Source organism: Cyclobacterium xiamenense (assembly GCF_042140265.1).
In the GTDB taxonomy this organism is placed as follows: Bacteria; Bacteroidota; Bacteroidia; order Cytophagales; family Cyclobacteriaceae; genus Cyclobacterium; species Cyclobacterium xiamenense_A.
This window is the reverse complement of the sequence record NZ_CP159481.1, coordinates 2,303,731-2,329,011: the sequence shown is the minus strand read 5'-3', so window position 1 is coordinate 2,329,011 and position 25,281 is coordinate 2,303,731. Positions and strand designations below refer to the sequence as shown.

At 51.4% G+C, this 25,281-nt stretch carries 17 protein-coding genes and 1 pseudogene; 7 read left to right on the top strand and 11 right to left on the bottom strand.

Annotated elements, in window-relative coordinates; genetic code table 11:
* Window positions 1-158: 158 nt before the first annotated feature.
* From ABWH99_RS09915 to ABWH99_RS09905, 3 genes are all read right to left on the bottom strand, one after another.
* Window positions 159-2,081 (bottom strand): hypothetical protein, encoded by a 1,923-nt coding sequence (locus ABWH99_RS09915; protein ID WP_375586116.1) that lies wholly within the window; start codon window positions 2,079-2,081, stop codon window positions 159-161.
* 476 nt (window positions 2,082-2,557) lie between these two features.
* On the bottom strand, window positions 2,558-3,625 hold the full coding sequence (locus ABWH99_RS09910) for an agmatinase family protein (protein ID WP_375586115.1): 1,068 nt from the start codon (window positions 3,623-3,625) through the stop codon (window positions 2,558-2,560).
* 52 nt (window positions 3,626-3,677) lie between these two features.
* Window positions 3,678-4,154 (bottom strand): histidine phosphatase family protein, encoded by a 477-nt coding sequence (locus ABWH99_RS09905; protein WP_375586114.1) that lies wholly within the window; start codon window positions 4,152-4,154, stop codon window positions 3,678-3,680.
* A gap of 169 nt (window positions 4,155-4,323) precedes the next feature.
* On the opposite strand from ABWH99_RS09905, the gene topA reads away from it, so the two are divergent.
* Window positions 4,324-6,669 (top strand): type I DNA topoisomerase, encoded by a 2,346-nt coding sequence (topA, locus tag ABWH99_RS09900; protein WP_375586113.1) that lies wholly within the window; start codon window positions 4,324-4,326, stop codon window positions 6,667-6,669.
* 133 nt (window positions 6,670-6,802) lie between these two features.
* Here topA and ABWH99_RS09895 read toward each other — a convergent pair whose 3' ends face one another.
* Window positions 6,803-7,717: a ThuA domain-containing protein gene (locus ABWH99_RS09895; protein WP_375586112.1), complete on the bottom strand. Its 915-nt coding sequence runs from the start codon at window positions 7,715-7,717 to the stop codon at window positions 6,803-6,805.
* Between the two features lie 376 nt (window positions 7,718-8,093).
* On the opposite strand from ABWH99_RS09895, the gene ABWH99_RS09890 reads away from it, so the two are divergent.
* The 6 genes from ABWH99_RS09890 to ABWH99_RS09865 all read left to right on the top strand — a co-directional run bounded on the left by ABWH99_RS09890 (window position 8,094) and on the right by ABWH99_RS09865 (window position 14,936).
* Entirely contained in the window at window positions 8,094-8,885 is a 792-nt protein-coding gene (locus ABWH99_RS09890) for a PhzF family phenazine biosynthesis protein (RefSeq protein ID WP_375586111.1), read from the top strand.
* 142 nt (window positions 8,886-9,027) lie between these two features.
* Complete coding sequence (locus ABWH99_RS09885) at window positions 9,028-10,668, top strand: FAD-dependent oxidoreductase (protein ID WP_375586110.1); 1,641 nt, start codon at window positions 9,028-9,030, stop codon at window positions 10,666-10,668.
* Between the two features lie 442 nt (window positions 10,669-11,110).
* Window positions 11,111-12,487, top strand: a complete 1,377-nt coding sequence (locus ABWH99_RS09880; RefSeq protein WP_375586109.1) for a DUF4038 domain-containing protein — start codon at window positions 11,111-11,113, stop codon at window positions 12,485-12,487.
* Window positions 12,488-12,789: 302 nt separating this feature from the next.
* The gene (locus tag ABWH99_RS09875) at window positions 12,790-13,017 is read left to right on the top strand and encodes a hypothetical protein (protein WP_375586108.1); all 228 of its coding nucleotides are present in this window, start codon (window positions 12,790-12,792) and stop codon (window positions 13,015-13,017) included.
* 705 nt (window positions 13,018-13,722) lie between these two features.
* Window positions 13,723-13,935, top strand: coding sequence for a (4Fe-4S)-binding protein (locus ABWH99_RS09870; RefSeq protein WP_092168146.1), 213 nt, complete (start codon window positions 13,723-13,725; stop codon window positions 13,933-13,935).
* A 74-nt stretch (window positions 13,936-14,009) separates the two neighbouring features.
* Window positions 14,010-14,936, top strand: coding sequence for a DUF5996 family protein (locus ABWH99_RS09865; protein ID WP_375586107.1), 927 nt, complete (start codon window positions 14,010-14,012; stop codon window positions 14,934-14,936).
* A 30-nt stretch (window positions 14,937-14,966) separates the two neighbouring features.
* Here the strand turns inward: ABWH99_RS09865 and ABWH99_RS09860 are convergent, their stop codons facing one another.
* From ABWH99_RS09860 to ABWH99_RS09830, 7 genes and pseudogenes are all read right to left on the bottom strand, one after another.
* Window positions 14,967-17,051, bottom strand: a complete 2,085-nt coding sequence (locus tag ABWH99_RS09860) for a plastocyanin/azurin family copper-binding protein (RefSeq protein ID WP_375586106.1) — start codon at window positions 17,049-17,051, stop codon at window positions 14,967-14,969.
* Between the two features lie 46 nt (window positions 17,052-17,097).
* Complete coding sequence (locus tag ABWH99_RS09855; protein WP_375586564.1) at window positions 17,098-18,159, bottom strand: PA14 domain-containing protein; 1,062 nt, start codon at window positions 18,157-18,159, stop codon at window positions 17,098-17,100.
* A gap of 147 nt (window positions 18,160-18,306) precedes the next feature.
* Window positions 18,307-18,797 (bottom strand): annotated as a pseudogene (locus tag ABWH99_RS09850) (DUF1080 domain-containing protein); the annotation flags it as partial.
* Window positions 18,798-19,117: 320 nt separating this feature from the next.
* Complete coding sequence (locus tag ABWH99_RS09845; protein WP_375586105.1) at window positions 19,118-20,674, bottom strand: arylsulfatase; 1,557 nt, start codon at window positions 20,672-20,674, stop codon at window positions 19,118-19,120.
* On the bottom strand, window positions 20,671-22,101 hold the full coding sequence (locus ABWH99_RS09840; RefSeq protein ID WP_375586104.1) for a sulfatase: 1,431 nt from the start codon (window positions 22,099-22,101) through the stop codon (window positions 20,671-20,673). The genes ABWH99_RS09845 and ABWH99_RS09840 overlap by 4 nt, the downstream gene beginning before the upstream one ends.
* A 9-nt stretch (window positions 22,102-22,110) precedes the next feature.
* Window positions 22,111-23,685: a sulfatase gene (locus ABWH99_RS09835; RefSeq protein WP_375586103.1), complete on the bottom strand. Its 1,575-nt coding sequence runs from the start codon at window positions 23,683-23,685 to the stop codon at window positions 22,111-22,113.
* 73 nt (window positions 23,686-23,758) lie between these two features.
* Window positions 23,759-25,279: a sulfatase gene (locus ABWH99_RS09830; protein WP_375586102.1), complete on the bottom strand. Its 1,521-nt coding sequence runs from the start codon at window positions 25,277-25,279 to the stop codon at window positions 23,759-23,761.
* Window positions 25,280-25,281: the final 2 nt, after the last annotated feature.

Here is a 25,281-nt window from a genome sequence, read left to right as displayed (position 1 = left end):
TAAACTGTAGCAACCAACCCCATAGTGGTTGCCGATTTTTTTTTACATGCCAACAACCAACACGCGATTCTTTCCTCGCGGCGGCTGCGGGATTCCGACTCCTCGGCAATAATTCACTCTTTAGCTGGTCAAGCCAAATAGCCAACGAAAACAACCGACTATTTCCCGGCCAGAGCAGACTCCGATCGGTAGGTAGCTGCAACCAATTTCCGCTCCTGTCGGATCACAATGGGAACATAGCCGACTTCCATTCCTGCCGGAGGACTGAGGATCAACACCGGATCAATGGACACCAATCCGCCAGAACTGGGCGGTGCCATGTAGCTTTTGTCAATGGTCCAATCTCGGTGGATCTTTTCTACCAGACGCTGAAGCGCTGCTTTTTCCTCAGCACTCCAGTCAAATTGCTGAAAAGATGGCTGGTCAATAAAACGGTACCATTTGTAGGTCACGGTGGATCCATCTTTCAAATCTACGGAATAGGCTTCGGAAACTGGTCCCGGTTGCACCCAAGCGCCTGTAGTGGGCGTAGAATAGGGAAGGTCTTTGTCGATTCGGAAATTCCCCGGAACGATCTCGTTTCCATCCCGCCAGTTGACGTATTCCTTTTCTGTACCCGCCAGTGCAAAGGCACTGGCTTTTAACGCTTCCGGGACTTGGCTTTCAGGGATGGGGACGCGCTGTTCTCCCACTTGCTTGAAATACTGCGGAAAAAGCCCCTGTTTCGAAAAGGGGTTTTCCTGCCACTGCAAACCAAAGGCATTGGTATCGGTAACGATGGTTTCCACGACCGTTTCCAAACCGCCCAGATGCGTGCCTCCGGCATTGAGTTGGGCTCCCCCATCGAGGGATATTTTCCTGGGACTGATGGCAGGTTTCCAGGAATGGGCCTCCAGAAAAGTACCTGAGACGGCCGGCCCCCCGTTTTTCCAAGCCTTAACCGGGTTGAACAAGGCATCTTTGGAGTAATACGTTACGTCCTGTACCAATACCGAACGTCCTTGCGCATCTACCGGGAATTGCAATTGTGGGATTTTAACAAACAAATCCCCTTCTGCTGTTTTCATTTCGAAGGAAGGCACTGTATTGATTTCCATGGCACCTCCTCCTCCCATGGTTCCTTCCCTTGCATCCAGCCCCATACCTTCAATGGCAGGGTAATCTTTGGAAAGGCGGCTCCACATTTCCGGAATGTAAAACGCCACGGGTCCCTTAAAATTAGCGGCATTGAGAAAGAGTGTCCAGCTCTGGTCACCAGTAGGAGGCGGTCCCTCGCGCTTTTCGGTAAGTGGCAGCATCATGTGCGTGTAGCCTAAAAACTTACCCTCCAGGTCTTCCACAAAGGTGATTCCATCCGGTGGTACCAGCATACGGTTACTGAGCTGAGCGATCCCCAAGTGGTCTTCCGGCAAGGCAGCCGCACGGTAAAAAAAGGGCCAACCGGGAGAGGCAATTTCCGAATTGTAACAATCTGGCACCCCATTCATGCTGAACTTGGGTGGTCCATAGTGGAACCGGTTTCCCCGCCAATAGCCCAAGCCCCCTTCCTGGGTTTGAAATACACTGGCCCAGGTAGGTCCCCGGGGTTCCCAGGTGCGTGCGATGGTTCCTTCGGGGCAGCAGGCAAGGTCTGTATTGTCTGGATTATCCGGAATGATCCAATTGCCGGGAAGTCCGATCTGAAATCCGGCAAGCGGCTGCGCTACCAGCGGCCATACCGCCGTGTAAAAGCCGATACCCGCACCAAATCCGTCCGGACGCCTTGGCGAACGATAGCCGATGTAGCCGTGTAGTCCGTTTGCCCGTTGCGAAATTTCATACGTTTTTTTGGCAGGGTCCTTGGGCTGAGGATTGGTGGCATGGATCAGCAAGCCACTGATTCCTAGCAACAAGCTACCAACTAAGAGTTGTAGATACATAGCACTATTTTTATTACATGGTTCAATTTCTCCAGCGTTCCTTGCGTTTCCGGATTCGGTCCCGTCCTCAGATAAGTCGGCGACAGCCAGACCAGCAACGGATCCGTGTTGTTCCGCGGGAAGCGCTTCTCTATTCACAGCGGGATGGTACACAATACCCATCCCTTGCATTTTTACCGACCAGGGAAACCAAGGGCGCCCTGCGCCTTTTTACCTGTTTGGCACCTACCGTACTGCAGGGCAAGCCTGCGCAAAGGGAGATGTAGGGTAGATTCTTTCATATCCGTTGATTAGGTGTGAAAGGTTAGGCCAAGTTAGATCCATCCTTTTGCAAACCTGTGCTACATCTTAGCCAAAAAATATGGTATCTTATCCGATAACCCCTCAGCCCCTCAAAACGGGGCGAATTTGCCAGAAAAGGAATCGCTTCCGAAGCGCTTTGTTCCTGACAACCCAAGGCACCCCTAATTTTTGGGAATACCCATGGGAATGGGTAAAACTGAAGGAAAGTATTGCCTGTTTTGGAAAACACCGCCTTGGCTGGCTGTCTCGGTGCTCCATAGACACCTGCATTCCGCTGTATACCCTTGAAAATCTGTCGGTTGTAGTTCTACAGCAAGCCTGCGCGAACAGCCCCTTTATCGCCAGGCAAGCTTTCCTTGGGAAACGGCGGCCAGATTGGCGATACGGTACAGGATACGGGCTCCCACGTTGGCATCCCACTCCCCACCGTCACTGCCCGGGGCCACTTCTACCAGGTCAAAGCCAATCAGCTTTCTGCCGGACCGTACCAAACGTTTGATCAAATACATGAGCTGCTGGTAATCCAATCCCCCCGGTACGGGCGTTCCGGTATGGGGGCAAAGCTGTGGAATCAAGCCATCAATATCAATGCTAAGGTATACCTGCGCTGGCAAATCTGCGAGAATCTCCTCACAAAGCACCTCCCAGTTGGTCCCCGCATAAAGCCGCTCCTTTAAACTACTGTCGCTGAAAAGCCGGCACCGCGCGTCGGATTGACTGAGGTTCCATTCTTGTGCGCACAAGTCCCGAACGCCTACCTGTACCAGGCGCTGTACCTGCGGAAGTTTCAGGAAATTATACGCGATGGAGGCATGGGAGTAATCGAATCCCTCATAAGCCGGCCGCAGATCGGCATGTGCATCGATTTGCAAAATACCGAACCCATCGTATTTTTTGGCCAGGGCCCGAACCAATCCGAGGGGCGTACTGTGATCGCCACCCAGCAAACCGACCAACTTTCCTTGTTCCAGCTGCTGTTGCGCCTGCGCGTACACCCAATCGTTCATTTTCCGGCAAGCGTCATTGATGATCTCCGGAACGGGGGCAAAGTGTTCCTGCTGGTCCTCCGGAGCGCCGTCCTGAAGCCAACGGATGTATTTATCGGCCAGCAAACGGAAGTTGTTATTCTCCGCTTGCAGTTTTGAGTTCAGGGGTAGCATGGATATTCCCAGCTTCCAGGCGTGCGAAATGTCTTCCTGAAACAGGTCCACCTGTACCGATGCCTCAAGGATGGCAGCAGGCCCCCTGGCCGTGCCCGATCGGTAAGAAACCGTCACCTCCCAGGGAACGGGTAGGATCAATAGCTGACTGTTTTCCGGCTCAAAGGGAAGTCCAAAGAGTTGACCGGAATATCCAAGGCCATTTGGATCAAAATTTCTGATGGAGGTAGGGATTTTTGACATAAAAAAGAAATTGTAGGCATCAACGAATGGACATCCGAATTGAAAACGGCCCCTATTGCAACACTTCTTCCAGCGTCCCGGTCCCTTTGGATACGTCCTCCCATTCCTGATCGGTAAAGTGGATCCGGGCCATCATGCCAGGGGAAAACATCAGGTGGGGCGCTCCGGTAAGGTAGGCCGCAAGCTGGGTGATAGCAGGGTTGTGACCAACGAGGATAACTCGATTGACTTCCGAGGGAAACTGCAGGATTTCACGGAAAAGGTCCTCCCGGCTGGCCTGATAAATGGAAGAGACCGCCATACAGGATTTTGATGTCAGTTGTTGGGCAAGGATTGCCGCGGTATGGGCGCAACGCTTTGCAGGACTATGGACCAAATAATCGCATTGTTGCTTGTTAATGGCCAGCGTTCTTCCCAACCGTTCCACTTGCTGGATACCTCCGGGTGTAAGGGACCGCTGAGCATCGTCTGTCGTAAAAGAAGGCGCTACGGCTTCTCCGTGTCGGGCCAGTAGTAATTCCTTAACCATAAGCTGTCGTTGATCGGTACTTTGAAAATTAAATATGTAGATTTTACCCCGGCAATAAAAATTGCAAGGGAGGAATATTTGGAAGACAAGTATATGACGTCTATTTTTAAGCCAAATTTAGCGGATAGTGACCTGATCCCATGTATTTTTATCTTTAACTACGTATAACATGCCAAAGAATTTAGTCATTGTCGAGTCCCCTGCAAAAGCCAAGACCATAGAAGGTTACCTTGGGAAGGACTTCAAAGTCACTTCCAGTTACGGGCATGTGCGGGATCTGCCGAAAGGGGAAAATGCCATTGACATTAAAAATAAATTCAAACCAACCTACGAGGTCAGCCCGGACAAAAAGGAAGTAATTCGGGAATTAAAGAAATTAGTCAAAGAAGCAGAAACCATTTTCCTGGCCAGTGACGACGACCGCGAAGGAGAGGCCATTTCCTGGCATTTAAAGGAGGTGCTTCACCTAAAGGATGAAAATACCAAACGGATCGTGTTTCGGGAAATTACTAAGTCCGCGATCATCAAGGCCCTGAAATCCCCGCGAAAAATCGACCAGGATCTGGTCAATGCCCAACAAGCCCGCCGGATTCTTGACCGTCTGGTCGGTTTCGAACTCTCCCCGGTTTTGTGGAAAAAAATAAAGGCCGGGCTTTCCGCCGGCCGGGTGCAGTCCGTCGCCGTTCGCTTTATTGTAGACCGGGAGCGGGAAATCGAAAAATTTGACGCCACCTCTTCCTACAAGATTACCGCGCTTTTTGACGTGGACGGGAAACAGCTGCAAGCCGAATTGCCAAAAAAATTCGATACGAAAGAAGAAGCAGAAGCCTTTTTAAAGAATTGCTTGCTGGCCAATTTCTCCATCAAATCCCTGGAAACCAAGCCGGCAAAAAAGACCCCTGCCGCGCCTTTTACCACTTCCACCTTGCAGCAAGAGGCAAGTAGAAAACTGTATTTCTCCGTGGCCCAGACCATGAACATAGCCCAGAAACTGTACGAGTCGGGGAAAATCACCTACATGCGTACCGACAGTGTGAACCTGTCCGAAGACGCATTGAAAAGTGCGGAATCTGAAATAAAAGCTGCCTTCGGCAAAGAGTATCATCACCAACGCAAATTCACCTCCAAATCCGAAGGCGCGCAGGAGGCTCACGAAGCCATTCGCCCGACGGATTTTTCGGTCACCGAAGCGGGGAACGATCGCAACGAACAGCGCCTTTACGAACTGATTTGGAAGCGGGCGATCGCCTCTCAGATGGCGGACGCGCAATTGGAAAAAACCAACGTCTCCATCGCCATCTCCAATGCGGATCAAACGCTAAGTGCGAGCGGAGAAGTAATCAAATTCCAGGGATTTTTGAAAGTATACCTGGAAAGTACGGACGAGGACGAAGAAGAAGAAGCTACGGCCAAAGGCTTGCTCCCTCCCCTTACGGTAGGACAAGAACTGCAGCTGATCGAAATGAAGGGCCGGCAATCCTTCACTCGCCCACCTGCCCGGTATACGGAAGCTTCTCTGGTGAAAAAATTAGAAGAAATGGGCATCGGTCGCCCTTCCACCTACGCGCCAACCATCTCCACCATACAGAAACGAAACTACGTTATCAAAGAATCCAGGGATGGAACGCCGAGAAAGTACACCGAAATGGTGATCAAAGACGGAACATTTGTGTCCGCTGAGAAAACCGAAACTACCGGCACGGAAAAAAACAAGCTTTTTCCCACCAATATTGCGATGGTGGTGAACGACTTTCTGGTTGAGCATTTTCCAACCGTGATTGATTTTTCCTTCACAGCCAACGTGGAAAAAGAATTTGACCACATTGCCCATGGAGAGCAGTCCTGGGAAGAAATGATTCAGAATTTTTACGGTGCTTTCCATACCAAGGTAGAGCAAACGGAAAACATCAAGCGAACCGATGTGAATAGCTCGAAAGAGCTTGGCATCGATCCCAAGACCGGTAAAAAGGTCATTGCCCGGCTCGGTAAATTTGGCCCACTCGTACAGATCGGAGATCCGGATGACGAAGAAAAACAATTTGCCAGTCTTTTGAAAGGGCAGTTTATTGAGAGCATGACCCTGGAAGATGCGCTGGAACTCTTCAAACTGCCTCGGGACGTGGGTCATTTTGAGGACAAGAAAATCGTGGCTGCCGTCGGGCGTTTTGGCCCCTACATTCGACACGATGGAAAGTTTGTTTCGCTAGGCAAAGAGTACGACCCCCTGTCGGTGACCGAAGACGAGGCCATCGAACTGATCAAGGCCAAACGAGAGGCCGACGCAAAAAAACACATCAAATCTTTCGACGAAGACCCCGAATTACACATACTAAACGGACGTTGGGGACCCTATATCAAGATGGGTAGAAACAATTTTAAGATTCCCAAAGATAAGGAAGCCGAATCATTGACTTTTGCCGAAACCATGGAAATCATCGAAAGCCAGGGAGACAGCAAAAAAGGAAAAGCCAAACCCAAAAAAGCCGCTCCGGCGAAAAAGAAAACGAAGAAATAAATTTACTACCCTGTTTTAGCAAAAAGTCCGGATAAACAGGTGCGTGTATCCGGACTTTATGTTTGGTATCAGACAAGGAAAGTGAATGGATACCGCAAAGAAGTTTACGGCAAATTCCCACTAAGGATTCCGTTTATTGCTTCATCGGGCTATCGTCCGCAGGAAGGTCACCGACCACGTATTGGAGCCCGTCGAGAAAGAACTGCAGCAACTCTGGCTGATCCATGCTTTGCGCATTATGGGAAGGAGAGCTGTAAAATACCCTACCGTTTCCGTACCGTTTGATCCAGGCTACGTAAATGGTATTGTTGCTCACTTCCCCTCTGACGCCTTCCAATTTATCCGCCTCTATGTACAACAACGGGCGAAAGTTGTAGTCAAAATAGGCATTTTTGAAAAAGTACGGCTCATCTGTATGGACAAACCCTTTGCCCTCAAAGGCCTGCACCAATGGGTGAGCAGGATCCACTTCTTTTAGGTGCATTTCCTGTTGCCGGGGGTGGTAATCAAAGCTGCCACCCACCATCGAGCTAAATCTTTGGGAATTATTCTGCACGGTAATGGCGCCATGCATGATAAACAGGCCGCCACCCTTCTCTACATACTCCATCAAATTGGTCTCGTATTGGCTGGCCAATACCGCAATGCGCGCCTCATCCAGACTGGAATTTTTTTTCAACAGATCCGCAAACAGGTCTCGGTCCGGGCCGGAAGGATTGGAATTGTTCAATACCACTGCGTCGTATTGCTTCAGGTTCTCTTTTTCAAACGTATCGATATCCCGTGCAATGGTAATCTCAAAGGCACCGGTCTTTTTTGCCAGGATTTTAAGTAGTTCGTCGTTATGAGGAATGGTCCAATGGTAAAACCCCGTATGCTGCGAGAAAACCAGAATATTTTTTACGGAGGCGTCAATTCTGGTTTCGGACGGGGCCAGGGCCTCTATTTTTTCCAGCCATTCCTCGCTTACCGGAAAATCTTTCATACTTTGAGCGAACAGGCCGCCCGCAATTAAAAATAAAAATAAGGTGTAGATGCTCTTTTTCATGGTTACTACCGGGTATATCATGTATTTGGTGAATAAGGTTCGGAAACGCTGCTAGGAATTCATCAATCAGATCGACCACCAAATTATGCGTATAGGTAGCGATCGTTAGGTTATCCGTCATCAACGAATCAGCGGGTGAATATAGGCGAAAAAATCGATCGTACCAACGAGAAGCCCTCCCTTTTGGCGATTTCCCGCGGTACCGAGGGGGACAGAAAGAACTCCCTGGGGAAATCAGGGCGGAATTCCGAAACCAACTATCCAATGCAGGCAGTCATCCCCAAGCCCCTCAATTGCTGCCCTTTACCCGGAAAACGAATCCTCTTGCCGGGCATCTTTACAACAGAATTCCTACATTCGCATCAAATCCAAATTCATGCAACAAAAAATCTACCAAATCGACGCTTTCGCCGACCGGGTCTTCACCGGAAATCCGGCAGCGGTTTGTCCGCTGCAAGAATGGTTGCCGGATTCGCTATTGCAAGAAATCGCCATGGAAAACAATCTATCCGAAACGGTATTTTACGTAAAGGAAGGAGACCGCTACCAGATCCGTTGGTTTACCCCACGCGTTGAAGTAGACCTATGCGGACACGCCACCCTGGCAGCGGCCTTCGTCTTGTTTACCTTCGAAAAGCATGCAGGCTCCCACATTCATTTTTATTCCTCGCGAAGCGGAGACCTGACAGTCAGCAAACGTGCCGACCAATTAACCCTGGATTTTCCGGCCGACCCCGTACGGGAAATTCCAGTAAGCGACGGGATACGGGAGTGCTTCGACCTGCCTCCGGTAAAGGCTTTTGCCGGCAAATCGGATTACCTGCTGGTGTACGATACCGAAGCAGCCATTCAAAACCTCCAGCCGCATTTTGAGCGGATCGCCGCACTTCCGGCCCGGGGCATAATCGTCACTGCCAAAGGGAAGCAGGTAGATTTCGTTTCCCGGTTCTTTGCACCGGGAGCGGGGATAAACGAGGACCCGGTAACGGGTTCGGCACATACCACCCTGGCTCCCTACTGGTCAGCGCAGCTAGGCAAACCGGCATTGCAGGCCGCCCAGCTATCCTCCCGCAAAGGCTTGCTACACTGCCGCCACGAGGGCAACCGCGTAGCCATCAGCGGAACCGCCAAATTGTACATGATGGGCAATCTCTTTCTGGGCGAATGATCCCAGTGTTACGGTACCAATGAGGTAGGATCTTAACAATGTAGATGCTTTCGGAGAACGAACCTGATTCTTACGCAGGTTTTGATTCCTTTCGCCAAAGGTCGTATATTGAAGCAGAACCACTCGTATATTTTCCAACAGAATGCTAACCGCTTGTAAACGCGCTTTCGGACAAATTCCAGCATCCGTATTGCTGTCCGTATTGCTGTTGCTGCTTTTCTCCTGTCAGGACGCTGAGAAGCGCGTCGAATCCGACGTATGCATCTATGGCAACTCCAGTGCTTCCATTCTGGCTGCCCTGCAATTAAAGAAGCGCGGCCGGGAAGTAGTGATTGTGAGCCCAGACCCCTACGTAGGAGGCATGACGATCGAAGGACTGGGCGGATCGGACATCAACAATCATGCGGGCTTTAAGAATGATTCCGTGATCGGCGGGCTTACCCTGGAGTTTTACAAGGAAGTGGCCCGGCATTACGGGATCACCAACTTTGATTCGGAACGCGCCCAGGCCCGCACCTGGCGCTTTGAGCCCCATGTGGCCAAAGCGATTTTTGATCGATGGCTGGCTGAGATGGAAATCCCGGTCTATACAGAATCCAGACTCCGCCTTACCTCCGATGCGGTAAGCAAAAAAAATGGAAAAATCGTATCCATTCAAACGCTCGACGGGAAAACGTTTCAGGCCTCCCTCTTTATCGATGCCTCCTACGAGGGCGACCTGCTGCATCATGCCGGGGTATCCACCATCGTAGGCAGGGAGCCAAACAGCCGTTACGGGGAAACCAAAAATGGCATTCGCGAATCGAATACCTACCGGAATTTCGAGGTGGCTGTGGATCCCTACATCGAACCCGGCAATCCGAAAAGCGGTCTGATTCACACCATTCAGGACGAACCCCTGGGACAACCCGGTTCGGGTGATCGACGCATTCAGGCCTACTGCTTCCGTGCCTGCCTAACCAAAGACCCGTCCAACCGGGTTCCCTTTGCCAGGCCCGAAAATTACCAACGCGACTGGTACGAAATCTACCTGCGCTACCTGGACGCCGGCGGTTCCTTGTACAAACCTTCCTATTCCATACCGGGTAACAAAACCGATTTGGGGGCCTGGCACGACCTCTCACACAACCTGTATGGCATGAACCACGCCTACCCCGAAGGGAACTACGAGCAACGGGAGGAGATTTACCAATACCACCTGGATTTTACCCGGGGGCTGTTTTGGTTTTTGGCCAACGACCCGGCAGTTCCCGAAAACGTCCGCCAGGAGTGGAGTCAGTGGGGCACCACCAAAGATGAATTTACCGACAACCAAGGCTGGCCCCGCATGCTATATATCCGCGACGGGCGGAGAATGCAATCCGATTACGTAATTACCGAGCACCATACCCGCAAAGATACCAGTATTCGTATCGAGGATCCGGTAGCCATTGCCTTTTGGCCTCCGGATGTGCACCACGTGCGGCGCATTGTGCGGGAAGGTAAGGCCTACAACGAAGGCTTCGTTTTTGGTGGGGACAATTGGAAGCCCTTTCCCATTCCCTACCGCAGCCTGGTTCCCCGGGAATCGGAATGCAGCAACTTGCTGACGCCTACCTGTCTTTCTGCCAGTCACATCGCCTACGGCGCCATCCGGCTGGAATGGACCTTTATGCTATTGGGGGAAACGGCGGGCATCGCGGCCGACCTGTGCCTGGAAACAAAAAGCTCCGTGCAAGAACTGCCCTATTCCAGACTAAAGGAACGCTTGCAAGCCAACGGGCAGGTCATCGAACTACTATAAATGGAACCACAAGGACCCGGAAAAACCCCGGATTGTTCCTGCCCCTACCAACGGTATTTTTTTCTTAATCGATTATTTAATACCTTTATCCATAGTTAGTACCATCCGGATCCCTTAACCATAGGCATAGATGATGCGGTAGGCCAGTAATCGGTACTATTTCCTTTTTAGGAACTCGCCGGGTATACCGATACTGGGGGAAAACGATGAATTAGTAAAGGAGAAATTTGGATAAGGGGGTCCGTTTCCACCCAATTCAGGTCAAACGTGGTGCTGGGTACTAGCCCTTGGAAAGTCTGTCGGGAAGCTGCGTTTGGCTGCAAGCATTGCAATTTCATCTTGCGTAAAGGATCGTTGCCCGATACATACATTCCGCAAAAAAGCCACTGGTTTGACCGTCTAAAGTATTGATTGACCTTATCCAACCGAACCGATATATCGAATGAAAACTCTCCCCCTACTTCTCTCATTACTTCTCCTGACACAGGTCAGCGGCGCACAAAAGCTACCCTTGCTGAAAGTCTCCGATAACCAACGGTACCTGGTAACGGAAGACGGGCAGCCCTTTTTCTGGTTGGGAGATACGGCCTGGGAATTGCTCCACCGCCTGGACAAAGCAGAAATCGACCAGTACCTACAAGACCGGGCCAATAAGGGGTTTACCCTTATCCAAACCGTAATCCTCGCCGAACTGGATGGATTGAACAGTCCCAATGCGCAGGGAGCTACCCCATTGATCGACAACAACCCCGAAAAGCTGAACGAAGCTTATTTTGAACACGTAGATTACCTGGTGGAAAAGGCTTCGGAGCTGGGGCTATATGTGGGACTTCTGCCCACCTGGGGAGATAAGTTTAACCGACGGTGGGGCCTGGGACCAGAAATCTTCACCCCGGAGAATGCAGCCGCCTACGGGGAATTACTGGCCAAACGCTACCATCGCCACAGCAACCTGGTGTGGATTCTGGGTGGAGACCGGGCCATGGAGAACGAAACTCATTACAAAATCATTCGCGCAATGGCTCGGGGCATCCGGGCCTATGACCAACACCACCTGCTGACCTTTCATCCAGTCGGAGGAAAGAAAGCGACGGACTTCTTTCGCGAAGATGCCTGGCTGGACCTGGATATGTTTCAAAGCGGGCATAGCCGGCTGACAAAGGACTACCAATTTGTGTTGGACGCGCGAGACCTGAGCCCCACCCGGCCGGTGATCAATGGGGAGCCCCGCTACGAAAATATTCGCGATCGGTTCTGGGAAGACAAGGATTATGGCTGGCTGGACGATGCCGATGTGCGAATCGCCGGGTACTGGAGCATGCTATCGGGAGCCGCCGGCTACACCTACGGCTGCAACGATATCTGGCAGATGTACAGCAGCAAACGCGAGCCGACACTCAATGCCCGCACCGGTTGGCGGCAGGCATTGGATCTTCCGGGCTCCACACACATGGGGTACTTGAAAAACATCTTGTCAGCCTTACCCTGGCAGGAACTCCAGCTGGATCAACGCCTGCTGTTGGGAAGCAATCCGGAAAACCCTTCCCACCAACTGCTCGCCCGAACGGAAACCGGCGACTTACTGCTGGCTTACACGCCTACCGGGTTGCCTTTACATCTGGATTTACCCCAATTGCAGGCAGATACCCTCAGTGCCTACTGGTTCAATCCCAGAAATGGCCGTGTGAAGGTGATTGGAGACCTAAAAACCGACAGAGCTCACCGCTTTACCCCCTGGGCAAATGGCTGGGGCAGCGATTTTCTCCTGCTGCTCGTCGACAAAACAGCGGGATACGATTTTACAGCCTTCATGGATTAGACTATTAATTTTGTTACCCCTGTGAGCATGCCATGCGGTGTACCAAAGCCGGACCATCCGTGCACCGACATTGGGTATCGGGCCACCAGGAGCCAAAGGTGTTCCTTCTTCGTTTAGACCGAGTCGTTTACATGGCAAAACAGGGTTCCAGACCCGTTCCATAGTTCCATCACGCGCCTTTTTACGATTGCATGATCGGTGGTTTTAATTTAGTTTAATTACAAACTAGAAATTTATATACAGGATGGGAAACAAATCCTTAGATAAAAAGTCATTTGTATGTAAACAAAAAGTAAAAAGCTATGGAAAAAGTTTGTTCGAATTGCAACCATTGGGAGCCAACGGCGCCGGTAGTTGCCAACAAGGAAAATTACGGTGAGTGCAATAAACTAAGTCACCTGGAGTCCAAAATGGATCCGGATTTCATCATTCCGGTTTTGAACGATGGGCGCCCTATTGACCAGAATACCAAGTCAATAGAATTTATTACAGGCGCCGGATTTGGCTGCAATCAATTTGCAACCGCCTGAGAATAGGTAAACGCTATGGTTATCAAACGGACTGTAGCGTTTCTTTTGTGGCAGTATTTAGAATTAATCCAACTATAAATTCTTTATCAATCTACGTAAAGCCCTTTCCATTTATATAAAAAATCAGGTTCCGGGAAAGATCTGCTTTGCCTGCCATCCCTAAAAAACGGCGATGCGACTTTTCATGTACCATTCCTCAGCCGCTGGATTCGATGTGAAAATCCCGTTCTCTTGCCTGACTTTCTTTTTATCAAATCCAGCTTTTCTGTTTGGCAGCATCCACGAGCCTGAAGTGGAAACGGTCGTTACATCCACCGCGCGAAAAGCGTAGATAATCGCGAGCAGCCGGGATTCCGGTTTGCTGCAATGCGGAAAACGATGGTGCACCCATGCATTTTTTGAGGGCGGAAAAGGAGTGGCTTTACCAGGCGTGTAAGCAGGCATCAAATATTCATTTAACCCACCTTTGACCGCAGCTTGGATCTGTTGTCTTTTAACGCTATATTCAACTGGGGTTAACGATATGCCGAAAGATCCAAAAAGCCGGTGAAGGCACCAGCGATTGAAGGCCGCCAGGCACCTATATGCAGGGTCCGGTCGGTTTACGTTGGTCGATCAAAACCTAAAAAAGCGGGGTTTTATGAATCCGGATCAATATACACTACTCAAAAAAGAACTCATCTTTGCCTTAAACCATACCTCATCATGAAAGACTATTCGAACGAAGACATCACGATCCACTGGAAACCTAATTTGTGCAAACACGCCGGAATCTGTGTAAAAACACTTCCTCAAGTGTACAACCCAAAAGCCAGTCCCTGGATTGCCATTGAAAACGCCAGCACGGAGGCGCTCAAGGCGCAGGTTTCCGCCTGCCCCTCTGGCGCTTTGAGCTATTCCCTGAATAAGAAAGCGTAAAGGGAAGTTCCAGGCAATTTCGTGCAATCGCCACGATTTCGAATTGCGAGCAATCAACGAAAAAAGCCAACCTCATGGAAGCATCCAAACCCGCCGTACCCTGGCCCAACCTGCACTTCACGGAAATAAAGGATACCCTGGAAACCTTGCATCAGTGGATTCAAATTGTTGGAAAAATCCGCCTGCGAACCATGCCTTGGCAAAACCATTCCTGGCACAGCACGCTCTACCTAAGCCCACATGGCTTTAGTACCCAGGCCATCCCTTATCGGGGTGGGTATTTTCAGATTGATTTCGATTTTCGGCAGCATCGCCTTCTCATCGCCTGCGCGCACGGCGAGACACTGCGGATGGACCTGCGTCCCATGACCGTCGCGGATTTTTACGCGGAATTGTTCGAAAAACTGGTACAACGGAGCATAGAGGTGGCGATTCACGGCAGCCCGAACGAGCTGGAAACCGCCATTCCGTTCCAAGAAAATACCGTTAATAAATCTTACGAACCCGAGGCAGCGCAGAAGCTGTGGCAGGCCATGAGTAAGGCGCAACAGGTGTTCACGCTTTTCCGCAGCGATTTTATCGGGAAATGTAGTCCCGTACACCTTTTTTGGGGGGCTTTTGACCTGGCCGTTACCCGCTTTTCCGGAAGACCCGCTCCCCTACACCCCGGAGGAGCACCGAATATGCCGCTAGACGTGATGCAGGAAGCCTACTCCAAAGAAGTCAGTAGTGCGGGTTTCTGGCCCGGTTCTGCCGATTTTCCGGAACCGATCTTTTATTCCTATGCCTATCCGGCCGCACCCTCATTTGGCGAACAAAAAGTCCTACCAAAGGAAGCGTTCTACAGTGCGGAAATGGGCGAGTTTGTACTGAAATATGCCGATGTACAACGGGCAGCGAATCCCGAAGCCCTGCTACTGGAATTTCTACAAAGCACTTACGAAGCAGCTGCGATGACTTCTCATTGGAACAGGGGAGAATTGGAACGAACCGCCCCATAGGCAACGTTTCATCCAATTCCTTGACTTTTTTTAGTTGCTGACCCGAAAAACCCCCTGCATCACGTACGCATGCCCGGGAAAGGTACAGACATACATGTAATCCCCTGGGACAGCAGGTGCTTCGAAATAAATGGTCTCGGAAGTTTCAGGAGAGAGGATATTCGTGTGGAACAGTACCTTTTCGGAATCGGGGATGTAATTTTTTTGAGAGCCCTCTAAGCCCATTTTCAACGCCAACTCCCCTACTTCGATTGCTGTACCCGGTTGAACGATTACCAGGTTGTGCAGCATATCGTCGTTGTTATTGAAGGTGATTTGCACCTTACTGCCTGCTTTTACTTCGATAAGCTCCCGGTCGTATTTCAAACCGGGTAGCGTCCCCATGACAAGGGTTTGATCCGGTCCATCGGACCAGGAATCGGGCATCTTCGTCGTTCGCTTGCCCGTGACGGGTGCAGGCGCTCTGTCAGGCATTTCGTCCGAACGGGGGGCAGCCGCCGATTGCCTATGGGCCGCATGAGGATTAGCGGAGGTTGCATCGATGGTAGACAAAGCCACTTTTTCACCTTCCGGAATCTGGTTCAGCGTGTAATAGCCGACCGTATGCAATAAATCACGACCCGAAGCGGACCGAACACCTGCCGCGTCGATTTCGTGGATGTAGCCCTTCTTCAGGCCGTCCACCACCAATCGCACACGCATGCCGTCCTCCGAGACAAGCGCGGCCTTCAGGGCAAGCTCTTCCAATTCGATGACAGGACTTCCGTAATTGTGGTGGTACTTGTACGTAAAACTCGATAATTTGTAAGATGCTGTATTCCCAGCTCCGGCTCCTGCTACTGGTTCCGTAAATGTCAGTTCAAACCCGTCAGGCCGGGCCTGTACCATTTGTATTTCAAAAGGTATTTTCCCAGTCCACGATAGTTTTTGCAGACCAAAAGGAGCCTTTCCGGTGGCACTCCAGCCCCGGCTGGTCATCCCCACAAACAAGGAGGCATCCGTTCCCCAAACCATGCGCAAAACCCCGGAGGCAAATCCCTCCCGAAACGGAAAGGCTACTCCCTGGTACACGCCATTTACTTTTTCCAAATACACCCGAACGATTTTACTATGGCCCTGATCGCCTACAAATAATTGCCCGCCAAAAGGGCCAAAGCCACCATTTGTTTTATCCGTTACAATGTCCGAGGTAGAAATGCCCATGAGTCCGTGCGGCAGCCATACGGCGGGGGTTTTAAACCCGGGAATATCGGCCGCTACTTTCGACATGGGTAGTCCGGTATCGGGAATATCCTCCGGCTTCAGGGATACCGGCGATTCTGCCAGGTAGGTCCATTTCAAGCCTTCCGGATTCCCCACAAAATCCCCTTTTTCAACATGAGTAATCCTGCCGGATCCCACCCAACCCCCTTGATTCTCCGAATAAAAAAGGTCTCCTTCTGCATTATAGCCCATGCCTGCCGGCGATCGCATGCCGGTAGCAAAGGGCATCAATGTGCCCTCCGGCGAGACCGTAAGCATCCAGCCCCGCCATTTTGCCAGGCTGGCACCGTGACCGATCCATGCCAAATTCAAGGCCACCAACATATCGCCTTCTGGCGTAAACAAAGGCCCGTAGGAATATTCGTGATAATTTCCTGACAAAGGCCAGGAAACTACCGTCTCGAAGTCATCTGCCCGGCCGTCTCCGTTTCGATCGGTCATTTTTGTCAACTCCGAGCGTTGGGACGCATAAAAGCTGCCCCGGTGGTAAGTTAGCCCCAGGGGTTCATGCAGTCCGGCCGCAAACCGGGTAAACCGGGGAATACGCGTGCCGGTCATGTAGGGGTTTTCCACCAGCCAGATTTCCCCTCGCCGGGTGGCGATGCCCAGCCCTCCGGTCGGCGTGAGGGTCATGCCGCCCACTTCCAACTCAATATCGTCGGGAATGGGAATGTCGACCATGCTGTAATATTCCGCTTCCTTCGCAGCGAGCTCAGGGGTATCCGCCGTTTGCTGGGCATACAAATCCAGTGAAACCATTCCGAGTAAAAAATAGCCGTATACCTGCAATTTTTGTAAACCAAGGCCTATCCGACGATGCAATTTCCCCGCGCTTTTGTCTCGTATGTTCATATATTTTTTAGCTACCAATTGACGTTATATTCCTTATTCTTACGGCTTACCAGATATAACTGTAAACCAGCCTATTTGTGTCCAAATCAGCGGAAAGAGAAACAAGTAACTCCTGACCGGATCCGGTTTGACGAAGGACAGCCTTGCCAAGGGTTTCCTCAGCCAGGCGTATGTAAAACTGACCCTGATTTACCGAATAGAGACCTTGACCCATATCAGTCAGCATAGCCGCCGAGACAATGCGCGCCCAAAGGTCCTGCCGCTTCTTGGGATTCGAGTACCGGATCGACCGGGTCAGGAGTTTTCCATCCATTTCAGGGTATAAAAAATCCTCCACGGCAACTCCATGAAGCAGGTACTTAAACGTAGGCCTCCTGTCCCGGTTTAGTGCATACCCCCGGATCTGCAGTTGGTCTCGCATCAGCGAATCGGGCCAGGGACTATCTGCCGCAGCCAGTGCAGCTATACAGGGAGCACCCGCCAGGTTGACCATTGCTCCGAGAGGAAGCATCAACTGCGATTGCCCCCGCTGCCTCCACATGGGAGAGGTATCCAGGTATTCGCCCCTCCAAAGGCTCAAAAGTGTTCCTTGCTCCAGATCGTAGGCATAACTAATTCCGCTGGGTTCACCTACAGCCACCGCATGGGGCTTTTTTACTCCTCTATGCTCGAAAAAACCACGTGTGAGTAACGGTTCCAGCACCGGTTCCAGGTACACCGGCTTCTGAATCCGATGCGCAATGTAGGAGTTTGCATCGTGCAAGGGGCTTTTCCGGATTCCCGGTCCCTCCACAAATACCCCCAACTGGGGGCTACGGCCGGGATAATTATTTTTGTAGAAAACGAGCCTGAACGAGACCGGTCCCTTAGGCAGGTACCGGGTGCTACTCCTCGGGGGGTCCGCGGGAAATTGTGTTTCGTCCGCAACGATGTTTTCTCCATCCAGATACAGGCTGGTCTTCCCGAAGGCCATCAGCGAAAACGTGTAATCACCGGCTTCTTCTATTTCCAGGACCCCGGAATAGACATACGCAAAGTCCAGTACCCCATGGCCGAGATCCCATGTTATTTTCTGCAGGTCTTTCGCTTCCTTGGGCACACCGCCCATGAAATCGGCCTCCGAGGAGAATTTGCCCTCGTGGTAGGCATAGGATAAATCCCGGACTTTGGGTGCCGGCTTTCCGAAAGGTTGGTAGCGTAGGTTCCGAATGGCCACCGGACCGTGGTCTCCTTGAATCATAAGGGGTCCCAACGGTTGCTCGTCGTCAAACATGGCCGACCGCGTAGGTCCGGTTACCTCCACATTTTCGTGTACCAAAACCCCGTTTAAAAATACCTGATTGAATTTTGCGTTCGCCACTTTGTTCCCGGCCGCATCAAACCGGGGTGCTTCAAAATCAATTATTAACTGTTGCCACAAGCCAGGAGCCCGTGCGGCATTGGTCCGGGGAGGTTTTCCCTCAAATCCCCGCTGCTGCTCTTCGTTCCAGCGTTGGTAGATCCCCCCGCATCACCGGAGCTGGGATGGGCTTTCCCCCAGCTGTCGAAAATCTGGATTTCGTACCGTCCCTGAAGGTATACACCGGAATTGGAGCCCTTGGGGACCATAAACTCCAGTTCCAGGGTCAGGTCTCCGTGAACAAAGTCTGAAACCAGGTGGGGTCCGTTAGCTGGTTTCGGTGGATTAATAAGAATTCCGGTCCCCGGAAGCGTCGACAAAAAATCCTCCCGCTCCCAATCGGCCATAATCCCGCCTACCTCCTTCCAGGTAGATGGAATGGCGCCAAAATCCCTCCAGTCATCGAAAACGATCACTTCCTGTGCAGAAAGCCTGCACGAAACCACCACAAGCAAGGGCAACAGCAGTTTTCTAACGTTTACAAAAATGTGCATAGTTATTTTTTTTTCTTTACGGATTGCTAGGTAATCGTTCATCGCACTGGCAAATACAGTCCGGTCCATCTTTCCGGCTTCCGGCAGGGAAGTTGGCTGCTATTTGGCAGGGAAGTGACTTCTCCTGACCTTTCGTCAAAAAGAGAGGCATGGAAGGATATCGTTGTGGGGGCTCAGTCATCTTTTATCAAATATCCCCCAGCTTTGCCTTCCAAAATCAGGCGATCCATGCTTTCCACCAATTCCGGCCTTTGCTCGTAGTGATTCACCCGCTGTTCGGGATCTGCCGAAAGATTAAACAGCAGTCCGGCTGTAGCAAAAGGTACGTACCCACGCAGATCTGAAAAAGATTCGGGCATTGCCGAATGTTGGCCGGTACTATCGTTGATGTACAACCAATCCCCTTTTCGAACTGCCCATCGGTTGGCCATGGTATTATGGATGAGCCACTCTCGCTGGGGCAATCTCTGCGGATCAACACTCAATTCGGGCAAGAAATGGTAACTGTCTGGCGCGGCTCCCTCGGGGAGTACGGTTTGCGTCAAATCCGCCAGGGTTGCCATGATGTCTATCTGGGAAACCAATTTGTCAGAAATCGTCCCTGCGGGAACCTTGCCCGGCCACTTGATAAGAAAAGGAACCCGGTGCCCCCCTTCCCAGATATCCCGCTTCAATCCGCGCAAGGGCCCCATGCTGAAATGTTCGTATTTCTCCGCCCGGTCGAACGCGTACCGTTCCGGTCCATTATCTGAAGTGAAGATGACAATCGTATTTTCTTCCCATCCCTTTTCACGAATTGCTTGCAGCACCTGTCCGACTACCCAGTCGGTTTGGTACACAAAATCGCCGTAGGCACCCGCCTGGGAGGTCCCGTCGAACTCGTCGTTAGGAATAATCGGTGCATGGGGCGAAGGCAGTGGGAAATAAAGAAAAAAGGGCTTGTCAACAGTCTGACTACCGATCCATTCCACCGCCTTTTTCGCAAGTGTCGGCAGTACCTCGTAGGGATTCCATCCGGGCACCTTGGGGCCGGGCCGAAATTCCCAATTGCCTTCCTTGGTTTCGTAGCCAATATCCTGAATGTCCATGACTTCCGTAGGCATCCCGAGCAAGCGGTCGTTTTCCATCCAGGCGTAGGGAGGAAAGTTGATGGTGCCGTCACCAAAATAGTACGCAAACCCCCTATCGGTGGGGCCTCCCGAGACGGCTTGGTCCCATTTGACATCGCCGGGCAGATAAAAGGACACCTCCCTCCCCCATTGGGTAACTTTCCCCGAAGGAGGATTCGTAAAGGTCCAGTTCCAGCCCAAATGCCATTTCCCAATGCATGCGGTAGCATACCCCCGCTCCTGAAGTACCTGTGGAAGGGTGATGTCTCCATCGTTAAAAAACGGTGGTCCGAAAGCACCCACTATCCCGTGTTGACGTCTCCAATGGTAAGTTCCGGCCAGCAGCGCGTAGCGACTCGGCGAACAAATCCCGGAAGAACTATGGGCATTGGTAAAGCGCATCCCCTCGGAAGCCAGTTGGTCGAGATGAGGGGTAGGAATCTTTGAGTCGGGATTTTGAACCGCAAGATCACCGTAGCCCATGTCGTCCGCATAAATAATCACCACATTTGGTACCATGCCTTCGTTGCCCGGTTGGCAGGCAACTGTTGCCACAAATAATACCGGCACAACAACCCGCCAGATTGATGCGATAGGGAAAATTTTGGTTAGGACAATCATCGGTTGATTACACGTTTATGCATGAGTTGTTGGATAATGGAATCGCAGGTGGTCGAATACTGGGTGATTAGCTCGGCATAGGCTTCGTCCAGGGCCAGGTTATTGACCTCGTGTACGTCGGTTTTATGGTGGTACAATTCGATCAAATCGCTGTCATCGTACCGTATAAACTTATACGCTTCGTCCCGATACCCTTCTGTTTTGAGTAGCTTTGGGTTGTTTTCCAGGCGATGTTCTAGAAAAACACCCCTGCGCCAATCCTCAGGAGCGCCTGTGTAAAATTCCGTCAGGCTGCGCCCGGCGTAGCTATCCGGAATCTGCACTCCCGCCAGGGAAAGGAGGGTGGGTGTGACATCCACGTTCAATACCGGCTGCGTGTACCGCTTCCCGCGGTTGTTTTCAGGTTGCCGGGGATCGTATACCATCAGGGGCACGCGAATAGAGGGCTCGTGCAGGAGCCATTTTCCAGCATAGCCCCTTTCACCCATAAAATACCCGTTGTCTCCCATAAAGACGATCACCGTGTTATCGGCAAGTCCCTCTTCCTCCAGAGTGCGCCGGATTCTGCCAAGCACGGCATCTACCGTACTGATCATGCGGTAATATCCCTTTACCATTTCCTGAGATTTATCCGGGGTATCGTAGCGCCAATACCAGCGTTCCCGGTTCAGTGTATGTTGCAGAACTTCGGGCAATCCATCAAAAAAGGAGGGGTCGGCGGTAGGCGGAACCGGAATACTGGCCTCCCGATACAAATGATCCACGTATTCCGGCCAAAAGTACTGCTCCGCTGCGCCATCGTCCGCATGGGGCGACCAAAAGGACAGGGAGAGACAAAACGGCTGTTCCCCGGCTGTTCGAATAAACTCGACCGCCCGATCCCCGTTGATATCTGCCAGATGCACCTCTTTTCCTTCCACTTCCCTCAGGTAGGGCCAGGATGTTTTATCCATTTGGTTGAAAAGTGAATCCTCCATACCTGGATTTACCTTCACCCCAAATTTTCCGATAAATCCAGTACGGTAGCCGGCATTTTTTAGCAGCCATGGGTAACTCTGGCGTAGGTAGGCCTCCTGAAGAGGCGGTTTTCCAAAAGTAAAGTCGTGGGTCCGCTCGTACAATCCGGTAAAAAGCGAAGCCCTGCTGGCCGCACAAATGGCGGTGGTCACAAAAGCATTGTCGAAATACAATCCCTGGCCAGCCAATGCATCCATTTCGGGGGTATGAATAATATCGTTGCCGGCAAAACCCAGCGCATCCCATCGCTGATCGTCCGTCAAAATAAAAAGTAGGTTCGGTTTTTTAGATTCCAACCCCAATTCGCCCCGTTCCTGCGATCCACAACTGGCGCAAACGGAGGCAAGAAGGAACAGGACAAACCCCATTGTTCCGGAAAATGGGCAGGTAGCCGGCTTGCAACGTTTCATCGTTCTTAACTAGTTTTTGGAAAGACTTTGCTCGATAAACTGCTGATTCAAGGCGTCGGAATCCCCGTATTGCTCCCGTAGTTCTTCCAATCGGGTATGAAGCATCTGTTGCACTTCCGCGTAATCCGGATCGCCGTAGACGCTGTTCATTTCATTGGGATCGGCTTCCAGATCGTACATCTCCCATTCGTCGATATCGTGGTAAAAATGGATCAACTTGTAGCGTTCCGTACGAACTCCATAGTGCCGTTTCACGCTATGGGCGCCCGGATATTCGTAGTAATGATAATACATGGCATCTCTCCAGGCAACATCCTCCCCGGCTGCGAGGGCCCGCCAGGATGCTCCTTGCATTTCGGCCGGTTTTTCCACGCCAGCATAGTCCAGCAGCGTGGGTGCGTGATCTATGTTGACCACCATGTCTTCAACAACGGTACCGGCTTTGATTTCCCTGGGGTAGCGCACCAACAGCGGCGTACTCAACGATTGCTCGTACATGAAGCGCTTATCGTACCAGCCGTGTTCTCCAAGGTAAAATCCCTGATCGGAGGTATACACGACAATCGTATTGTCTAGCAAACCGTTGGCTTCCAGGTAATCCAATACCTTCCCAATGCCATCGTCCACCGATTTGATTACTTTGAGGTAATCCCGCAGGTAGCGGTGATACATGAATTTTGCAAGGGCTTCACCGCTTGGCTTCTCCTGGAGGAAGGCTTCGTTTTTGGGCCCGTAAACGGCATTCCAGGCGGCCATCTGCTCTTCGGTCATCCGTCCAAAAGGAGCGGCGAGCCTGCTGGGTTCTCCGGTGAAAGGGTTGGCTTCAAACTTCATGTCCCAACCCCAGTACATGTTGTCAACGATTTCCATCTCCTGCTCCCGGGCCGCTGTGCCCCTTCCTTCGTAATCGTCGAAAAAGTTTTCAGGAAAGGCAAATTCCTCGTCCTCCAGGTAATCCAGGTACTTTTCTTCCGCCATCCAGTTGCGGTGAGGAGCTTTGGTGTGGTAGTTGATGGCAAAAGGCTTCGTTTTATCCCATTCCTTATCGAGCCATTCCGTGACAAATTCCGGAATCAGCGCTTCGCAATGGCCTTCAAAGGATACCTTTTCCTCTCCGTTTTTGATAAAATCCGGATTGTAATAGCTCCCCTGTCCGGGCAGGGTCAGGGAATAATCGTATCCCTGAGGCTTTCCCGCCAGGTGGATTTTTCCGATCAGTGCCGTTGCGTAGCCTGCCTCCTGCAACAATTTGGGATACGTCAGTTGGTCCCAGTTAAACGGTAACACATTATCCACCTTCCCATTCAGATGACTGTATTTACCCGTAAGCAATACCGCCCGGCTGGGCGCACAGATGGAGTTGGTTACAAAACTGTGCTTGAACAGCGCACCCTCCCGGGCCAGTCGATCCATATTTGGAAAATACACTTTGTCCAGCAAACCCTGACCGTAGGCATGGATGGCCCGTTGGGAATGATCGTCGGACATAATGAACAGGATATTGGGTCGTGGAGCCACTTCAGCCTCTTGGCAAGAGACGCACAGGTAACACAAAACAAAAATCGGTAGTAGAATCTTTTTCATGGATGTTCTAATTTTTTCAAGGCGCTTAAGATACTAAAGATTTTCCCCAGGCCTGCTCTTCGCTGTAAAAAACTTAGGAAGCATCTTTACGAAGTTGCGGAGATTGAGGAGGAACGGTACCTTCTTTGTCGTAGGGAATGCTTCCATGGGCTCCGGGTTTTAATTGCCAGCGATCGAGGTACCATTGCGCCGGATGGAAGGCATCGCCCCGTTTGCCCAATAGTGCCTCTAGCTTTTCGTCCAATTGGCTAACGATTGCTTCGTAGGCAGGTTCCTCGATCAGGTTCGTTAGTTGCAGGGGATCCTTTTGGTCGTTAAACAACAGCCAGGGGCCGTCCAGGGAACGAACATAGGTGTATTGCGCAGTTTTCACCGCCCGGTATTCCCTGCCATAGGGCCCTGCTACTCCCCAGGGAGCCAACTGCATGTAGAGAACGGCATGGCCTTCTATTTCAGAATTTTCGGTAAGGACCGAAGAAAGATCGTCGCCTTCGTACGTATCGGGAATAGGCAAGTCGAGCAAACCAAACAGTGTCGGGAAAATATCCGGCGTGGTGATGGGGGTTTGCACCGTCCGCCCCGACTTACCGTGTAGCGGTGGGTAATGAAGCAAGAAGGGAATCCGGGCGGACTCCGCAAGTGGCACTTGTTTGGCCTTTGGTCTTACGCCATGCGAACCAAGCATCTCTCCATGATCGGAGGTGAAGACAATCAGCGTTTCCTCTCGAATACCCAACGCATCCAGGTAAGCCAGCAAATCACCGATACTTTGGTCCAGGGCCTCGCAGTGCGCGTAATAGCCCTGTGCTTCCTTTCTTACCTGCTCCCCCATGGATTCCGGAACATTTGCCGGAAGGATAATTTCCCCCGGCGGATAATTTTGCTGCAGTTCCTCCGGCGCCGTATGGTGGGGAAAATGCGGGGTCCCGTACGAAAGAAATAGCGCAAAAGGCTTCTCGTTTTCCAGCTGCCCGGCAATGTAGGCTTTCGCGTCGGCAGTCTGCGCATAGACATCGTATCCCTCCCAATACTGTTTTTCCGGGGAATTGCCGGTGTAATAGTGGGATTGATTGTAGTCGTGATCGCATTCAGCCGCTTTCCAATAGGCAAAACCCCGGCGCCTTTCGGGAGGAATGTAGGCATGCCGCCCCTGCCCATCCAGGTGCCATTTTCCGATGTAGGCGGTGGTATAGCCGCGGTCTGCCAAAACGTCTCCCAATCCGTATTCCGTCAGTGGGAGATGCAGGTCGTTTAAGAACATACCGGTAGAGGTGGGGTAGCGCCCGGTCATCAGGGAGGCACGGTAGGGGGTGCAAACGGGAATCACCGAGACGGCGTTTTGGAAATTGATGCTTTGCTTTGCCAATTGATCCAGGTGAGGCGTCCGGACATTAGGATCGCCCGCATAGCCCGTGGCAGAGGCCCGCCACTGATCCGCCAGGATATACAGGATGCTGGGTTTTTTCTCCGGTTTTTTGGGAGCACAACCCAAGAGCAGCACTATCCAGGCACACAAGCAACCCGTAAAATAAACGCGGTGGCGCATGCGGTCGGCAAGCATTGCAAAAGGGGTGTGAACTGCCTTGCTATTCATAA

What these genes read in the sequence shown, in the direction of transcription:
- ABWH99_RS09915 (WP_375586116.1), bottom strand. Translation starts at nt 2,081, where the DNA reads ATGGGTATTGTGTACCATCCCGCTGTGAATAGAGAAGCGCTTCCCGCG.
- ABWH99_RS09910 (WP_375586115.1), bottom strand. Translation starts at nt 3,625, where the DNA reads ATGTCAAAAATCCCTACCTCCATCAGAAATTTTGATCCAAATGGCCTT.
- ABWH99_RS09905 (WP_375586114.1), bottom strand. Translation starts at nt 4,154, where the DNA reads ATGGTTAAGGAATTACTACTGGCCCGACACGGAGAAGCCGTAGCGCCT.
- topA (WP_375586113.1), top strand. Translation starts at nt 4,324, where the DNA reads ATGCCAAAGAATTTAGTCATTGTCGAGTCCCCTGCAAAAGCCAAGACC.
- ABWH99_RS09895 (WP_375586112.1), bottom strand. Translation starts at nt 7,717, where the DNA reads ATGAAAAAGAGCATCTACACCTTATTTTTATTTTTAATTGCGGGCGGC.
- ABWH99_RS09890 (WP_375586111.1), top strand. Translation starts at nt 8,094, where the DNA reads ATGCAACAAAAAATCTACCAAATCGACGCTTTCGCCGACCGGGTCTTC.
- ABWH99_RS09885 (WP_375586110.1), top strand. Translation starts at nt 9,028, where the DNA reads ATGCTAACCGCTTGTAAACGCGCTTTCGGACAAATTCCAGCATCCGTA.
- ABWH99_RS09880 (WP_375586109.1), top strand. Translation starts at nt 11,111, where the DNA reads ATGAAAACTCTCCCCCTACTTCTCTCATTACTTCTCCTGACACAGGTC.
- ABWH99_RS09875 (WP_375586108.1), top strand. Translation starts at nt 12,790, where the DNA reads ATGGAAAAAGTTTGTTCGAATTGCAACCATTGGGAGCCAACGGCGCCG.
- ABWH99_RS09870 (WP_092168146.1), top strand. Translation starts at nt 13,723, where the DNA reads ATGAAAGACTATTCGAACGAAGACATCACGATCCACTGGAAACCTAAT.
- ABWH99_RS09865 (WP_375586107.1), top strand. Translation starts at nt 14,010, where the DNA reads ATGGAAGCATCCAAACCCGCCGTACCCTGGCCCAACCTGCACTTCACG.
- ABWH99_RS09860 (WP_375586106.1), bottom strand. Translation starts at nt 17,051, where the DNA reads ATGAACATACGAGACAAAAGCGCGGGGAAATTGCATCGTCGGATAGGC.
- ABWH99_RS09855 (WP_375586564.1), bottom strand. Translation starts at nt 18,159, where the DNA reads ATGGGCGGTGTGCCCAAGGAAGCGAAAGACCTGCAGAAAATAACATGG.
- ABWH99_RS09845 (WP_375586105.1), bottom strand. Translation starts at nt 20,674, where the DNA reads ATGATTGTCCTAACCAAAATTTTCCCTATCGCATCAATCTGGCGGGTT.
- ABWH99_RS09840 (WP_375586104.1), bottom strand. Translation starts at nt 22,101, where the DNA reads ATGAAACGTTGCAAGCCGGCTACCTGCCCATTTTCCGGAACAATGGGG.
- ABWH99_RS09835 (WP_375586103.1), bottom strand. Translation starts at nt 23,685, where the DNA reads ATGAAAAAGATTCTACTACCGATTTTTGTTTTGTGTTACCTGTGCGTC.
- ABWH99_RS09830 (WP_375586102.1), bottom strand. Translation starts at nt 25,279, where the DNA reads ATGAATAGCAAGGCAGTTCACACCCCTTTTGCAATGCTTGCCGACCGC.